A 16,351-nucleotide genomic window follows, 5' to 3' on the forward strand; every position below is an offset into this window, starting at 1 on the left:
CTGTGTCATCCTTTGACAGACCCCGCTGTGAGGCCCTTGGTCATGAAACGTTCAAGCCCCAGGAACAGCGCCATGATAGGAACGGTGGCGATCACCGCACCGGCCATCAGGTGCTGACGGGGAATTTCTGAGGAGTTCAACATCGTGACCCCTCGGGTCAGAGTGAATTTCGACGGGTCGTCCAGCAGCATGAAGGCCAGCAGGAATTCATTCCACGCGATCATGAAGACATAGAGCGAGACTGAGGCCAGCGCGGGCAGGCTGAGGGGCAGGGTGATCTTCCAGATCACCGCCAGGCGCGACAGACCGTCCATCAGCCCGGCTTCCTCCACCTCGGTCGGCAGGCCCCGGAAATAACCTTGCAACATGTACAGGGCCACCGGGATCGTGGTGACCGGATAGATCATGACAATCCCGAGGATCGAGTTGCGCAGCCCTGTCAGCGAGAAGGCGATATAGATCGGTAGTGCCAGAACGATCATCGGCACCATGTAGATCAACAAGATCGAACGCGAGAACGCCTTTTGACCCTGAAACCGGAACCGAGCAACCGCGTAAGCTCCGGGCACGCTGAACAGTAGCGTGATGAATACGGTCAGGACCGAGACATAAAGCGAAGTCCATAGGTATGTACCGAAATTGAAGTCACGGAACAGCTCGGTGTAGCTGCGGAACAGATCGGTGCCCTGGGACAAGTCGACCGAGAAGTCCAACGGGTTCTGTAACAATGCCTGCTGAGACTTCAGGCTGGTCATGACCATCACGTAGAACGGGATCACGACGATTGCCGTGAAGAATATGTACCCGAACCCTGTGAAGAAGCGGATCACCGCCTCTTCGTATTCATGGCGCGTGAGCTCTCCGAATGGCGTTTCTTTAAGGATCGCCGCCAGGGAAAGGTGCATGACGACGGTCATGGCGACAACTGTGACCACGACAGCCTGCAGGGATGTGTCCGAGCCGATCAGAACCGGACCAAACCCGGTCAGCCCGGACAGGCCCAGAAACGCCGATATACCGAGGCGGGCCGGAGCATGCTGCGCAGGAAAGCGGACATACACCAAACCGGCGACTGCACCCCAGATCAGGCAGAGCAGAACTTGTGGGCGAAAAGCGGCCCCGGTTGAAAACGACATGGTAATTGCCACCGTGGTAGCGATCACGACTAGCCAGATTGCGCCCAGTACCGGGGCAGTAAGATACCCTTTGCGCATCAAAGACCCTCCTCACGGCTGATGAAGCGGAAGAAGACAAAGCTGAAGGCGATCAAGCACACCAGGATCACAACGGCTACCGCCGCACCGGCACCGATGTTCGAGATCGCAAAGGCCTGCTCATAGACATTCACGGTAAGCGTGCGGGTGCCCGCATTGCCGCCGGTCAGCAGAAAGATGTCGTCGAACTTGTTGAACGTCCAAATGAAGCGCAGCAGGAATAGAACTGATAGAATGCCCAACAGTTGCGGGATGCTCAGCAGCCAGAACTTCTGGAACGGCGAAGCTCCGTCCATATCCGCCGCCTCATACATGCTGGAGTCGATGGACTGCATCCGGGCCAGGATGAACAGGAACGACAGCGGGAAGTAGCGCCAGATTTCGAACACGGTGACCATGATCAGCGCCAATGGGCGTTCACCGAAGAAATTGATTGGCTCGCTGCTCAGCCCCATCTGCACTAGCAAAGCGTTAGCGGAACCTGAGAAAGGGTCAAACAGCGTTACCCAAGTGAATGCGACGGCGATGACGGGGGCGACATAGGGGAACAGGTAGAGGCCACGGATGAAGCCTTGTCCCCTAAAGCTTTTGTTCAGCAATAAAGCGGCGAACAAGCCCATGACCAAAGCGCCAATCGTGCCGAAGACTGTGTAGAACAGCGTGACCCAGAGAACGCCCCAGAATTCCGAGCCATCAAAGACGCGTGCAAAGTTTTCCAGGCTGAACTCAAGGTTGGTCAGAACGTTTGGCCCGCTTCCTGTGAGGCGAGGCTCGGATTCTTCGACGAAATCCTCGAATGCTTGGAGATCTCCGTCGACCGTGACCGGGATGCGGATACGCTCACGCTGACCACCATCCAAGGTGCCAAAATCACAAAACAAATCCCGCCCCTCCAGGACGCAGGGCTCGACGATTTCTCGGACGGCGACGCCATCTGGCAGCACATCACTCAGGGTCACGCCTTCAACGGCGATCTTCTGGCTGGAGTTACGCAGGCGGTATTCGATCCGCAGATCGTCACCAGAGCCGCGCAGGCTTTCGCGGACAACCGGAGCAGGCGGGCGCAGGTCGGAAAGGGTAAACGGTTTGAAGCTGATCCAGATGATCGCCAGCAAGGGCAGGATCACCACAAGCGACACGCTGATCACGGTCGGAGCCAGCAGCGCCCAAGCCAGACGCGCCTCGCGTTTGGCAAGAGCCCCGGTTCCGGTCGGTGGGGTGGCCGAAGACATGGAATACCTCGAAGGGTTGCGAGCAGCGGCGCCAACGCCGCTGCAGGTGCTGGTTGATTACTGAACCTTGGCCAGCTCGTCGTTCATGGCTGCCACCGCCGCGGCCGCGTCAATCTCGTCATCGATGTACTGACGGACGATGCGGTTGATGGCTTGACTGTTGATCATTTTCGAAGCCAGTGAAAGTTGGCCATCGGCCACGCCCCAACGCTGCGCCACATCCAAACCACCCACGATCTCGTCGATCATGGCCTGATCATAAAGCTCGCCCAAGGGTGCTTTTCGGTCCACGCCCACAGGCAGCCCGGCCCAAGCTTCGGCGAAGGCCGTTGGATTGTCCGCGTTGCCGCGACGAACAGGGAATTTGCCCTCAGGCGCAATTGCCAGAGTTTGGGTGTACCCGTCATCCATAGCGAATTTCACGAACTCCATCGCCGCATCTGTATCGGCATCGTTGGTAATGCCAAAGTACCGCACATCACCCCATGCTGCGCCATCCGGGTTGGACGGGCCAGAGAAGTTGGTCACGATGCCAGTCTTGCTCGCCAGTTCGCTTGAGGTCGGATCGTCGTTGATTGTCGGCGGCGCACTGTCCCGCAAGCCGGCCAGTTCATCCAGAATGAAGGGCGACCAGATGATCATTGCTGCCTTGCCGTCGAAATACAGCTCGCGCGATTGCTTCCAGTACAGCTCGCCCGGAGGCGACGCTTTTGAGATTGCTTTGTAGAAATCGAGAACCTCAGTTGTCTTGGCCTCATCCAACGGCTGGAAACCATCAGCGCCAACTGGCGAGACGCCATTGGCGAGGAACACATGTTCCAGCACCTGGCTCATGAAGTTCTCATCAACTTTGGTCGCGGCGACAAAGCCGTACATTTCCGGCGGGTTGTGCAGTTTCTCCAACGCAGCCAATACGCTGTCAAATGAGTTGGGCGCATCCAGGCCGCCTTCGTCAAATAGGTCTTTGCGGTAGACAACCATTTGCGTCCAACCATCGACAGGTACCGAGGCTGTTTCGTCATTAAAGGCCGCCATACCCAATGCGCCGGGTGCAAATGTGTCGGCGCCCAGCTCTTCGATCACTTCTGTCGCAGCTTCGGTGTCAAGGATACCTGCTTCGGCCCAAGGCAGCGCGTATTGCAACGGATGATACACCACGTCAGGTAGGTCCCCAGCAGCGAAGGCTGCGGTCGCTCGCGTGCCCAGATCGGTCTCGGTAACCGGGATCACCTCAACGGTGGTGCCGGTTTTCGTTTTGAATTGGTCCGCCATTTCCTGTTGTTTGGCCAGCCGTTCTGGTTGCTCCTCAGTTGTCCAGAAGCGAATTGTATCTGCCTGTGCAGATACGGCTGCCAGCGCCAGCGCCAGCGATGTGCCAAGCATCAGTCGAGATGCCTTTGGTGTAAGTTTCATGATCGGTCTCCTCCCCGATTTCCATTTTTGAATTGTGTAATTTTTCGCGCCAACTCTTCAGGTGTCAGGCGCGGTGGTCCATCAGAATTCCGTTCCAAAAGAACGGCTTCGCCCAGCTCACGCAGGCTTTCCGGTGCTTCGCCACGGGTCTGCCGTATGAGCATTTCAGCAAGGCGTTCGCCAGCCCGTTGTGAATCGACGCTGAATGTCGTAAGACCCGGGCTGACGTACTGGCTTTCGGGTATGCCGTCATACCCAAGGATCGAGACATCCTTACCGATTTGCAGGCCAAACTCGGCGCAAACAGTGTATGACCCTAATGCGGCCAGATCAGTCGCAAAGACGATCCCGGTCGGTGGATTCTCCAGTTCCAGCAAAGCTCGGGCTTGGACTGCCCCTTCATCACGGGTGCGCGCGTCCTCGCGTATCAGTTCAAGTTCGATGGGCAAGCCAGCGGCGCTCAGACCTTCGAGATAGCCATCGCGTCGAAGGTGGCTGTAGTTGAATTTCGGATCGCTGCCGACGAAGCCGATGCGACGATGGCCAAAACCATTCAAACGACTGACCGCGCTACGAATTGCCGTTTCACCCGAGATATCAAACCAAGATGTATCGTCGTAAGGGTCCGCTTGCCCGTATCCCGTTCGGCCGTAGAGTATGAAAGGAACATTCAGGGCGCTTAGATACTTGATACGAGCGTCGTCGACTTCCGTTCTGGGCAGAATAAACCCGTCCGCTTTGCGCTCTTCCACAAGGCGCCCCAGAACGTTGAGCATATCCTTTTCGGACTTGGCCGTTGAGATAGTCATAGTCCAATCGAATGCGCTGGCACCTTCACAAGCGCCCGCCAGAAAGTCCTGCAGAAACGGATTGTGCCGGTCCGGTTCCCCGCTGTTAATGACCATCGCAATTGCACGTACTTTCCCTGTGCGGATCGCCTGCGCGTGGCTGAGCGGGCGATAGCCCATCTTTCTTGCAGTAGATTCGACCCGTTTTCTGGTGGTCTCCGAGATGTCGGAATACCCGTTCAATGCACGCGACACGGTGCTCTTTGAAAGACCGAGGTGATCAGCCAACTCGTCCAGCTTCACCCTTCGGGAGGAGGGATCGCGACGGAGCGAAGATTTGCGCTTCGGTAGACTGGGATTCGTTCTCATTCCACTATTTGTTTGCTCCGAAACCGGTTTCGGCAATGAAAAAAATAGAAAACTCCTCTGATTACTCGTTTGACCGCGCTAAATGATCGGTGCTCTGATGTTCACCTGTTTTCTGACAGTTCGATAATTTATGACTTGTTTGATTGGCAGGGGACGCCTACATCAAAGGCTTCTTAGCGGAAATGATGAAGGGCCTGGACGCTGATCATAGCGAGGACGGGCACTGTCAGAGGAAACTGGCTTGAGGCGGGTAGGGTAGTTCCGCAGCTTCGTGGGGTGTCAAAACCCAATCCATTTCGCTACTTCAAAACCAGCCCAGAGATCATTCGCCTAGCGGTTATGATGTATGTCCGGTTCCCGCTGTCGCTGCGGAACGTGGAAGATATTCTGCATGAGCGCGGCATGGACGTAAGTCACGAGACGGTTCGATTTTGGTGGAGCAGATTTGGACCTATGTTTGCATCCGAGATCCGTAAAAAACGCGCTAGTCGAATGCGTTCTTACTCGAACTGGCAGTGGCATCTTGACGAGGTTTTCGTGAAGATCAATGGCGAGACGCACTACTTTTGGCGGGCCGTTGATCACCAGGGTGAAGTGATGGAAAGCTATGTCACTAAGCGCCGGAATCGTCATGCAGCGTTGAAATTACTAAGAAAATCAATGAAGAGGTATCGCAGACCGGAAGTGATTGTGACGGACAAACTTCGGTCCTATGGCGCCGCTTTGAAAGTTATTGGCAACGCGCGAAGGCAAGAGGCGGGACGCTGGTTGAACAACCGCGCGATGCTGCGTTTTTGACAGATGCGATGTTTGCAAAAGTTCGCCGCTGTCCATTCTTCGGTGCGCAACCACTTCAATCAGGAACGCCATCTTTACTCACGACACAATTTTAAAGCTAACCGCACCGCCGCCCTCGCCGAGTGGCGCCAGCTTTGTTCCGTATAAGTTTACGCATTTGCCGGCAAACTGAGATTGGTTCGAATTCGTCTGACAGGACCTGCCCATGGCCGGCGTAAAAAATTCAAACCGTTTTCGCGAATCCAAATTGAGTGGCTGCGACGGCGGGGAGGTTAATAGTAAACGATCTTTCAGGGAATGATATCGGAGAAACGATACTCGTGTCGGAAGATCACAATGCGTGAATGTCGAATGGATCGGAGAAGCCCTTGATTTGGGTCCCGCCAAATGTCTCCTGAATATCAACTCCGTCGAGCAGATCCAGGGTCTCTTGATCAACCAAGATCCTGCTTCCGGTGTTCTGGGTTTCCGCTTCCAATCGGGCTGCGAGATTTACCGCGGAGCCGATACAGGTATAGGTCGCTCGGTTGTCAGTGCCGGCATAGCCCGCGACGACTTCGCCTGTGGCGATACCGATCCCGATCCTGAGACTCCGTTCTCCATCAGCGAGCCGGTCATGATTCAGCATCTCGATCATGCTATGCATTTCATGCCCTGCAGCTACCGCACTTTGCGCAGTATTGTTAAGAGGTTGTGGAACACCGAAGAGAGCCATCAACCCGTCACCCAGCATTAGGCTGACAATGCCACCATTGCTGGTCACCGCCTCGAACATCAAAGTGTAGAAGGTGTTGAGTAGATCAATTGTTGCCTCGGGCGCTAGGTTTTCTGAAAGGGCTGTGAAACTGCGAATGTCGCAAAAAAGAACCGATGCGTTTGCACGTTTGCCACCGATGGCAAACCCAGACTCTTGCAGGTCTTGCGCAACCTCGGTGGTTGCGAAGCGTTCGAGAAGGCGTCTTTGTTCGTCCCGCAGTCGCTTTTTTTCAAGGCAGCTGGAGACGCGGGCGCTGAGAAGCGTCTTGTTCACCGGCTTGGGCAAGTAGTCTTCTGCGCCTAACTCGATGCAGCGCACAATATTGTCGAGCCCTTCGACTGAGGAGGTCACAATCACCGGCAATTCGCGCAGGTCGGGGTCCGCATTGATTGCCTCCAGAACCTGAAACCCGTCCATTTCCGGCATTTCGATATCGAGTAGGAGCAGGTCATAAGACTGACTCGACAACATCTCCATCGCGACGAGGCCGTTCTCCGCGACAGAGGCTTTGTGCCCCAACAGTTCAACATTGCGAGACAGGAGTAGCCGATTGACTTTGTTGTCATCGACGATGAGGAGGTGGCCGGGTGCATCAGCCATTGTTCAGGGTCCGCAGGGCCACAGCAGCTTTGGCGAAAGCGGCCTCTAGAGCTTTCGCATCTGTAAGGTCGCCAGTCGCGGGTATGTCCCCGAGCTCGATTTTTCTGGCCAACTCGGCCAGTACAGTCGCACCAAAGGTGTTTGCATTCGACTTAATGGAATGAGCCGCGCGGCGATATCCATCAGCGTCAGACGCGTCGGCAGCCGCTTTCAATTCGGCAATCATGCCGGGGGCTTCGTCGAGAAAGGTGTTTACAAGCTCGGCGGCGAATTCGTCGCCAGTCGCGTCCTTGAGTTCAGCGAAGATATCAAGATCAATTGGACCGTTTGTCATGGATTACTTGCTTTTCCTGGGAACATTCAAAAGGGCTTCGATGAGAATAGGCAGGCGGATCGGTTTGGCGATGTAGTCGTCCATCCCGGCATCTAAACACATCTCGCGGTCGCCTTGCATGGCGTTAGCGGTCATGGCGACTATACGCGGTCGGTCTTCTCCGGGAAAATCTTTGTTTATGCAGCGCGAGGCTTCAAGCCCGTCCATTTCGGGCATCTGCACATCCATCAATACGACATCATATGTTTGCCGGTTCACGCTTTCGACCGCCTCAGCGCCGTTGCTGGCCAGATCAGCGCGATAGCCCATCTGTTCAAGCAAGCGAAGCGCAAGTTTCTGGTTCACCAAATTATCCTCAGCCAGCAGAATACGCAGAGGGTGGCGTTTGGCCATCTCAGGATCGGTCTGGGGTTTGTCTGCGGGCTTGGTCGGTTTCACGGGAGTATCTTCGTTTGAAAACAACGTGACCAGGGTGTCGAAGAGATGCGACTGACGCAGCGGCTTGGTGAGGTTGGCAGCAAAAAGGCCGTCTTCGAGGTCAATTTCACGTGGACCAAGAGAACTAAAGAGGATCAGCGGCAAGTCCGGATGCTTGGCCCGAATTTTCAGGGCGAGTTCCTCGCCATCCATTTCTGGCATGTGCATGTCGAGAATGGCCAGATCGAACTTTTGAGCATTCTCGAGCGTGGCCAGCGCATCGGACGGGGTTTCGCAGGTAGTGGTTTTAGTGCCCCATTTCTCGGTCTGGAGCGACAAGATTTTACGGTTGGTGGCGTTATCATCCACCATAAGAATGCGCTTGCCTTCAAGCTCGGACTGAATACCAACCAGATCGCGCGACGACGATTTGACTGGTTTGGAAGGTTTGGTCTGGATTGTAAACGTAAAGGTCGAACCGTGCCCCTCGCCGTCACTTCGTGCCCACATGGTGCCGCCCATGAGTTCCGCAAGACGTTTGGAAATCGCCAGACCAAGACCGGTGCCGCCATATTTGCGAGTTGTCGAGCTGTCTGCCTGACTGAAGGACTGGAACAAACGGCTCATCCCTTTTTCGCTCAGGCCAATACCAGTGTCGCGGACTTTAAAAGTCAACTCAAGCAATCCGCGTTTCTCGGTGGTTTGTTCAACAGATAAAACCACTTCCCCGCTTTCGGTAAACTTTACGGCGTTGGAAAGCAGATTCAGCAGGATCTGCCGCAACCGGGTCAGGTCAGCACTGATCGCAAGGGGCAGAGCGTCGTCAAATTCATAGGCCAGATCGAGTTGCTTTTCGGCGGCCTTGCCGCTGATCAGATCAAGCGCGCTTTCAATACATTCACGCAAATCGAACGGATGGTTCTCGATGTCCATCTGCCCGGCTTCGATTTTTGAGAAATCGAGGATTTCGTTGATTATGCCCAGTAGTGCGTCGCCACTGTCCCGGATCGTGTTGGCATAGTCGCTTTGCTCGGCATCTAACTTGGTATCCATCAAGAGCCCACTCATCCCGATAACGGCATTCATCGGTGTACGGATTTCGTGGGACATGGTGGCGAGGAACGCACTTTTTGCTTGGTTAGCAGACTCGGCCACCTCACGGGCCTTTTCGGCCTCGCGGAAAAGGCGCACGTTCTCGATGGCAATAACAGACTGATCCGCAAAAGACTCAGCCATTGCAATATCGTCGTCTGAAAACGGTATTTTTGATTTCCTGATGAAATAGAGCCCGCCCAAACACTTGTCTCCGCGCATTAACGGTATGCCAAGGAAAGCTTCAAATCCGTTTTCTTCGTGAAGCTTCTTTGCCAAGCGCGGTAAACCCTGCGACGTCAAATCGTGTACATGCATGGTTTTCCCGGACAGTAACACGGACGACAGAAAATTATCTTTCGGGTCCAGCGGGTGTCGGGTTCGTCCGAAATCACGTAAAAGGCCTTTTGGCGTCGCCAAAGCCACTTGCCACCAGAAACTGTCATCTGACAAAGCGGCGCCTGCCATGTCGCATGAAACAAGCCGTGTCGCGGAATTTACAATCGCCTCAAAAACAGGTGTGGTATCTGAAGGCGATTGGCTGATTACCCGCAATACATCAGCACTGGCAGTCTGTCGCGCTAAGGAAGCCTGAGTTTCATTGAACAGACGCACGTTTTCCAGCGCGATGATAGCCTGATCCGCGAAAGATTCGGCAATGGCTACTTCGTCATCACTGAAAGCCTTCGACGTTTTCCGAATAAAGGCGAGAGTGCCGAAACAGTCTTTCCCTCGCATCAAGGGCACCATCAAGAACGACTTGAATCCTTGTCGCTCAACGATTTCCGTGTCCCGCGGAGATAGTTCATCAAAGCGCGATTCATCCAATTGCAGCGTCTTGCCGCTCTGGATGACGCGGGATGGCAGGTTGTCGTCGGGATCAATTGGCAGGCGCTCAGTCCAAGTGATTTCCTCTAAACCATCCGGAGTTGCGGCCGCCACTTGCCAGTATTCAGTTTTGTTAGCCTGCATAGCAATCGACAAGTCGCAATCGATGAGAGCTGTAGCCAGTCCGACAATCTTCTCAAAAACCGGTTTAGTATCTGTTGGGGATTCCGAGATCACTCTGAGGACATCCGCACTTGCCGTTTGGCGAGAGAGTGCGACTTGCGTATCGTTGAACAATTGAGAGTTTTGAATCGCTATGATCGCCTGCGAGGCAAAGGTCTCCATCTGCTTGATTTGCTTGTCCTCAAAGGCGGCTTTGTTTCGGCTGCCCATACTGATGACACCAATCGTGTCACCGTCGCGTATCAAAGGTACAGAAAGAACCGACCTGTATCCTTGCAAGTTGGACCTAAGGACTGGATCATAGTTAGGGTCCGCTCGAGTATCCTCAACGTAATCGGCGCGCCCATATAAAAGCGCCCGGGCGGTTGCCGAAGTTTCCCCCGGCTCAAATGGGTGCGACTCGAGGAATTTGGCAAAACTCTCTGTGATATTGTGCCCGGCAAAGAAATGAAATTTTCCGTCCTCGGGTTTCTTAAGCGCCACAAAAGCATCCTGTAGGCGGCAGATGCGCGACGAAACGGCCACCAACGCTTCCAAAACCGGCTCTAAAGCGTCAGGGGAACGGGAAATCACCTCGAGCACTTCGGATGTCGCCTTCTGATACCCCAATGCCTCTTCAACTTCTGCAGTTCGGGCCTGCACTTCTTTGAACAGTCGCGTATTGTTGATGGCGATCACGGCCTGGGACGCGAAGGTTTCGAGTAGGCTGACTTGTTTGTCGCTAAACGCAGCTGCCTGCCGATGCGCCATAACAATAACGCCAACGGTTACGCCATTGCTGACCAAAGGGACACCAAGAGTGGTAAGATAGTCCCCGATCTCAGCCGCCTTTTTCCAAGTGTAAGACGGGTCTCCACGAGTGTCTTTAATATAGACTGTCTTGCCATGCAGGGCTGTGCGCCCGATGCAAGAACCTTCCTCGGGCGCGATAGGGTTGTCGGACAGGAATTTGAGAAAAGCATCACTGACATTGTGAGACATGGCCACGCGGTAAAGGCCATCGTCAGCATCCTTCATCGCAAAGAACGCGTATTCCGGTGAACAGATACGCGACGAGACCTCCAGAATGGCGTCTAAAACCGGAGGAAGATCGTTCGGTGAGCGCGAGATGACGTCGAGCACTTCGGACGTCGCGGTCTGATACTTCAGCGCCTCCTCGACTTCAGCAGTGCGTTCCTGAGTCTCCCGGAACAGCCGTGCGTTCTCGATGGCGATGCTGGCTTGATTGGCAAAACCCTGAACGAGCTCGACGCTGTTTTGTTGCGGTGGTCCGGCCTCGGCCCAACCGACAATTATGACGCCCCAAATCCGCGCTTCTGCCCTGATAGGAACGGCCATCAAACGCCGATACCCAGCCTTTCGGGCAAGCTCTGGGCTGAAATACTCGGGCCCCCGTGCATCTGCTAGATGCTGGACTTCGCCGCTTTCCACGACCAATGGAGCCAGATGACCCTTGGAAGCTTCCAAGGGATAATCCGAAGTCAGCGCCTTCAAAGTAGTCTGCGGAAACCCGTGTTGTGCGCAGAAATGATAGAGATTACCGTCAAAGCGCTCGAGGACGCAGAACTGCGCTCCACAAAGCTCGGCGGATTTTTGCACGACAAGGTCAAACACAGGCTGGATGTCGGAAGAAGCTTCGTTGATCAGGTGCAAGATTTCAGCACTGGAACGTTCGCGCACCAATGCGTCTTCAACCTCGGTCGTGCGCGCCCGCACTTCCTCGAAGAGCCGTGTGTTATTGATAGCAATCAACGCTTGGGAGGCGAACGTTTCCAAGAGCGCGATCTGTTTTGAATTGAATGGTGCAACTTTGTCGTGGCAGAGCACGATCACACCGACCACAACCTTATCCTTGACCAATGGAACACCCAGAAGCGAGCGATACTTGCCAATACGCGCGGCTTCCTTCCAGGCGTATTCGTCAGCTTCAGTGTCCTCGTAGTAGACTGTTTCTCCTCGTGCAGCTGTTTGGCCAATACCGCTCCCATGCCCTGCCGGCACTGGGTGTGCCTTCATGAACTTCATGAAATCACTGTCAAAGTCGAGCATGATGTTAGTATGGTAAAGGTTGTCTTGCGGATTCAGAATCGAGATTGCCGCATATTTTGGCTCGCAAATCCGGCTGGCGACTCTCAGTATCTCCTTCAGTACCGGCTCCAGCTCATTCGGAGATCGCGAAATCACAGACAACACGTCCGACGTGGCGGTCTGATACTCCAGCGCCTGTGTGACTTCTTCTGTCCGCTCCTCCAACTCGTGGAAAAGGTTTGCGTTGGTAATCGCGATAACGGCCTGATCAGCGAAAGTTTCCAACAACTTGATCTGCTTGGCGGAAAAACCCGAGACCACTGGCGCCCCAAGTGAGATAACGCCTACGGCTTCGCCGTTTTTAACCAGCGGAAGCCCAAGCAATGATTTGTAGTCACCTACACCGCTTTCTTCCAACCAGGTGTAGGTGTCATCCGCTTCGACATCTTCGACATAGCTTGTGCGTTTCGACAGGATCGCACGCCCGCTTACACCGTTATCCGCTGGTGAAATCGGGTGAGCTTTGACGTATTCTGCAAAGGCCGTATCCTGTGTGAGCGTCGAGTGTACATGAAAAAGCCCATCGTCCGGGTCGAGCATTGCGACATAGGCATCCTGCAATTCGCAGATGCGCGACGCTTCTTTAAGAATGGCGTCCAGAACGGGCGACAGTTGATTGGGAGACGCTGAGATTACACGCAGAACTTCGGATGTTGACGTCTGATACTCCAAGGCTTGCGTGACTTCCGCGGTACGGTCCTGCACCTCTCGGAACTGGCGTACGTTATCCATTGCGATCACGGCTTGGGCCGCAAAGGTTTGGACCAGAGCGACATCATCATCCGAAAATGGCGAAACTTCACGGCGATAGAGAACGATCACCCCAAGACCCGTGTCGTCTTTCATCAACGGCACCGCAAGGACCGAGCGAGCCCCTTCAATCTCAACCATCTGAACCCGTTTTGGGTCGCGGTCCCGGTAGTATAGTGGATCATCGGCGATATCGTCTTGGCGGATAACCTGACCATCGATCATTGGTCTGATCGCAACCAGTTCAGTGCGCGTTAATGGCTCCACGAAATCTTTGAGCGCTTCATCAAAATCAGTTCTCGCGCCGATATTGGCTGGGATCGTTGCGTGCCCTTGTTCGTGGTCAGCGACACACAAGAAAGCCAGCGGTGCTTTGCACAAACGGCTGGCGTTTTCGAGAATGCTATAAAAGACCGGTTTATCGTCATCGCGGCTGCGGCTGATGACTTCGAGGATTTCGCGCGACGCTTCTTCTCGTTCAAGTCGTTCCTGAACTTCACGAAATTGGCGCGTGTTTTCGATGGCAATGACCGCATGTTTGGCGAATTCTTCAATCAACTGCACGTCAGGGTCAGCAAATGGCCGCACCTCACGGCGGCTGACCGCGATGGCTCCGATGGACTGATCTCCTTGCATAAGGGGGACTGTAACGCGTGACCGAATGCCTTCGATCTCAACCATCATGGCGGCTGTAGGATGGCCCGAGCGATAGAAATCCGTGTCAGTCAAATCATCGATGCGACCAACCTTACCTGTTCGTATCGCAGTGGCTATGGGAATCGATTCGTCCAACTGCCACTCGTCTCCAACATCAAATTCGGTTCTCTGATGCCCCCAATTCGCCGCCAACCGCCCGTGGGTCCCTGCAGCGTTGATCAAAATAAGTACCGCCTGATCTGCATCACATACCCTGGTGGCCTGCTGAAGCACTGAATCAAAGACGCGCGCATCGTCATCACGGCTTTGGCTAATGACCGTTAGAATTTCTTGCGTTGCCGTCTGACGCTCCAATTGCGTGTGCAGCTCATTCAATTGTCGTGTATTGTCCAAGGCGATCACGGCTTGGGCGGCGAAGCCTTCAACCAAAGAAATCTCGTCGTCTGTAAAGGCCCGAACTTCACGTCGGTAAATCCCGATGACGCCCACAGGCGTGTCATCTGCCGACATTAATGGGACCGTCAGGAATGACCGGACACCTTCTTCGTCTACAAGTTGACGGCGCCATGGATCGCCTTTGATATAGTGGTCTGTCAGGCGCAGATCTACATTATGGATAACGCGTGCCTCGCGCACGGATTCTGCAATCTGGAGGTGTGAGTCGAGTGACCAGCGATCTACTCCAACCTCGTAGGTCGCCAACTGATCACCGAAATGAGCCGCATATTCGAGGTGGGTTCCTGCCTCATTCAAAAGGCTTAGTGTGGCGACATCTGTTTCGCAAAGCCGGGCGGTGTTTTCCAGGATCGTCTGGAACACCGGCGTCTCATCTTCCCGCGATCGGCTAATCGTCTCGAGAACCTCACGCGTGGCACCTTCGCGTGCCAGACGGATCTGCAATTCGCGAAATTGGCGAACGTTCTCAATGGCGATTACCGCTTGGGCGGCAAAGGTTTCGACGAGCTTGACCTGATCGTCGGTATAGGGCCGCACCTCGTCTCGCGCCAACATCAAGCATCCGATTGCACCGCCATCCACCTTTAACGGAACAAACAGATTGCTGCGGCACCCATGCTTGTCGACAATCAGCTTGAACCGCTCATCACCGGATTTGTGGAAATCAGTGTCTCCCATATCCACAACGCGTTTGGTCTCGCCGCTGAGGATGGTTTCAGTCACCAGAGAATTGCCCGGCTCCATCGTGTATTTGCCGTCGCGCCAGAGTTGCTGAATGTCAGGGTGCAGGTTGACACTGGCCACGAGCCGCTGAAGTGCGTCGCCTTCCTGTCCAAGAACCAGACCAGCAAAAACAGCGTCGCAAAGGTCTTTGGCAAGCGCAACAATCAGATCGCAAACCGGCTGAACGTCGTCCTTGGTCACAGAAATCGCCTGCATCACCTGAGCGGTGGCTTCAAACCGTGCCTGTTGATCAGCTGCGCTTAACTCCGAACTTGGCGCAGATGATGGCGCCGGACTTATCGGGGTCCCTGATGCCTTTTTGTCGCCCAACTGCGCCCAAACTCCCACGTCAATTCTGACTAACAACTGCCCGGAGTTTAGAGAGCATGTAATAGAAGTCACTGGAATTCTTTCCGGATGATGCCCCTTGCATTCATGCACATGCGAGCACGGCCCACTAAGCTCGGATCATCCAGCAGGTCAGCGCGATGAATCAACAGTATAGTGTCAAGGCGCTGAAGGGCCTTATAGGCCTTACTGCTCTGGCCCTCCATACGCGCTTCGAAGTCCTCAGGATGTTCGACCTCTGAGGTGCTCCACCGAAGGTTTAGTCAGCAGAACTTGTGTTGAAGCGGGCAGGGTGCCCTCGTAGCCTTCGCGCAAGATTAAGCAATCGCTATTCAAGTACTTCAAAACCAGTCCAGAGGTCATTCGTCTGGCGGTCATGCTGTACGTTCATTTCCCACTTTAGAGACGTGGAAGACCTATTGCATGAGCGTGGTATTGAGGTGAGCAACGAAACCATCCGCTATTTGTGAAACAGGATTGGCCCGATGTTTGCTGCTGAGATCAGAAGGAAGCGGGTGCAGCAGCTGCGCGCGTTCTCGAAATGGAAGTGGCACGTGGACGAGGTCTTTGTGAAGGTGAATGGCAAACGCCACTATCTCTGGCGTGCAGTTGATCACGAAGGTGAAGTCCTTGAGGCCGTTGTCACGACGCCGAAACAAGGTTGCAGCACTGAAATTCCTCAAGAAATTGATGAAGCGCCACGGTTGCGCCGAAGAGATCGTCACAGATCGTTTCGCTTCCTACAAGGCGGCGCTCAGAGATTTGGGCGCTCTCGAAAAACAACAAACGGGCAGGTGGCTCAACAATCGAGTTGAGAACTCGCATCTTCCGTTTCAACGACGCGAACGCGCGATGCAGCGTTTCAGGCGCATGCGAAGTCTACAGAAATTCGCCTCCGTCCATTCCTCCGTATACAACCACTTCAACTAGGAAAGATCGCTAACCAGCCGAGAGACCTTCAAGCTGACTCGTGCCGCCGCTCTTAGCGAGTGGCGCGAACTTGGCACAGCAAAAAGGACAGTGTCACTGGCCTACAAGCGACTGGTTCGAATATGTCTGACAGCACCATCCCCCTTGCTTCACCAGGAGGTCAACAATTGCGCTAACCCCCTTTTTGTGACGAAGGGACGTGAACAAAAAAGGCCGTCCTTTGCGCATTATGGCTGCATCTCTTTCCATGACCTCCAGTGAAGCGCCAACATGCGGCGCCAGATCGGTTTTGTTTATGACCAGGATGTCGGATTTTGTTATTGCCGGTCCGCCTTTTCGCGGGATTTCCTCTCCAGCGGCGACGTCGATCACAT

The 16,351-nt window shown here is 54.4% G+C and carries 8 protein-coding genes and 2 pseudogenes; 2 read left to right on the plus strand and 8 right to left on the minus strand.

What is annotated here, in order from left to right; all coding sequences use genetic code 11:
• Window positions 1-5: 5 nt before the first annotated feature.
• From AC2FLA_RS13625 to AC2FLA_RS13640, 4 genes are read right to left on the minus strand one after another with little or no spacing between them, the layout of a single operon-like run.
• Window positions 6-1,214, minus strand: coding sequence for a carbohydrate ABC transporter permease (locus AC2FLA_RS13625; protein ID WP_058274684.1), 1,209 nt, complete (start codon window positions 1,212-1,214; stop codon window positions 6-8).
• Window positions 1,214-2,446 carry a carbohydrate ABC transporter permease gene (locus AC2FLA_RS13630; protein WP_496722828.1) on the minus strand — a complete coding sequence of 411 codons (1,233 nt, stop codon included), beginning with the start codon at window positions 2,444-2,446 and terminating at the stop codon, window positions 1,214-1,216. The genes AC2FLA_RS13625 and AC2FLA_RS13630 overlap by 1 nt, the downstream gene beginning before the upstream one ends.
• A gap of 57 nt (window positions 2,447-2,503) precedes the next feature.
• On the minus strand, window positions 2,504-3,859 hold the full coding sequence (locus tag AC2FLA_RS13635) for an ABC transporter substrate-binding protein (protein WP_496722830.1): 1,356 nt from the start codon (window positions 3,857-3,859) through the stop codon (window positions 2,504-2,506).
• Complete coding sequence (locus tag AC2FLA_RS13640) at window positions 3,856-4,950, minus strand: LacI family DNA-binding transcriptional regulator (protein WP_496722832.1); 1,095 nt, start codon at window positions 4,948-4,950, stop codon at window positions 3,856-3,858. The genes AC2FLA_RS13635 and AC2FLA_RS13640 overlap by 4 nt, the downstream gene beginning before the upstream one ends.
• A 342-nt stretch (window positions 4,951-5,292) precedes the next feature.
• Here AC2FLA_RS13640 and AC2FLA_RS13645 point away from each other — a divergent pair.
• A pseudogene (locus AC2FLA_RS13645) lies at window positions 5,293-5,961 on the plus strand (IS6 family transposase).
• Window positions 5,962-6,145: 184 nt separating this feature from the next.
• Here the strand turns inward: AC2FLA_RS13645 and AC2FLA_RS13650 are convergent.
• The 3 genes from AC2FLA_RS13650 to AC2FLA_RS13660 are packed head-to-tail and all read right to left on the minus strand — an operon-like array spanning window position 6,146 to window position 14,900.
• Complete coding sequence (locus AC2FLA_RS13650; protein WP_496722834.1) at window positions 6,146-7,171, minus strand: adenylate/guanylate cyclase domain-containing protein; 1,026 nt, start codon at window positions 7,169-7,171, stop codon at window positions 6,146-6,148.
• Window positions 7,164-7,505, minus strand: a complete 342-nt coding sequence (locus AC2FLA_RS13655; protein WP_496722836.1) for an Hpt domain-containing protein — start codon at window positions 7,503-7,505, stop codon at window positions 7,164-7,166. Before AC2FLA_RS13655 ends, AC2FLA_RS13650 begins: the two co-directional genes overlap by 8 nt.
• Window positions 7,506-7,508: 3 nt before the next feature.
• The gene (locus AC2FLA_RS13660) at window positions 7,509-14,900 is read right to left on the minus strand and encodes a GAF domain-containing protein (protein ID WP_496722838.1); all 7,392 of its coding nucleotides are present in this window, start codon (window positions 14,898-14,900) and stop codon (window positions 7,509-7,511) included.
• Window positions 14,901-15,363: 463 nt separating this feature from the next.
• Between AC2FLA_RS13660 and AC2FLA_RS13665 the strand changes: the two are divergent.
• Window positions 15,364-16,058, plus strand: a pseudogene (locus tag AC2FLA_RS13665) (IS6 family transposase); the annotation flags it as partial.
• Window positions 16,059-16,070: 12 nt separating this feature from the next.
• Here AC2FLA_RS13665 and AC2FLA_RS13670 read toward each other — a convergent pair.
• A partial coding sequence (locus AC2FLA_RS13670) for a GTP-binding protein (RefSeq protein WP_496722840.1) occupies window positions 16,071-16,351 on the minus strand: 281 nt, incomplete at its 5' end.

This window comes from Ruegeria sp. CDSA033 (assembly GCF_059612305.1).

What these genes read in the sequence shown, in the direction of transcription:
- AC2FLA_RS13650 (WP_496722834.1), bottom strand. Translation starts at nt 7,171, where the DNA reads ATGGCTGATGCACCCGGCCACCTCCTCATCGTCGATGACAACAAAGTC.
- AC2FLA_RS13630 (WP_496722828.1), bottom strand. Translation starts at nt 2,446, where the DNA reads ATGTCTTCGGCCACCCCACCGACCGGAACCGGGGCTCTTGCCAAACGC.
- AC2FLA_RS13625 (WP_058274684.1), bottom strand. Translation starts at nt 1,214, where the DNA reads ATGCGCAAAGGGTATCTTACTGCCCCGGTACTGGGCGCAATCTGGCTA.
- AC2FLA_RS13655 (WP_496722836.1), bottom strand. Translation starts at nt 7,505, where the DNA reads ATGACAAACGGTCCAATTGATCTTGATATCTTCGCTGAACTCAAGGAC.
- AC2FLA_RS13635 (WP_496722830.1), bottom strand. Translation starts at nt 3,859, where the DNA reads ATGAAACTTACACCAAAGGCATCTCGACTGATGCTTGGCACATCGCTG.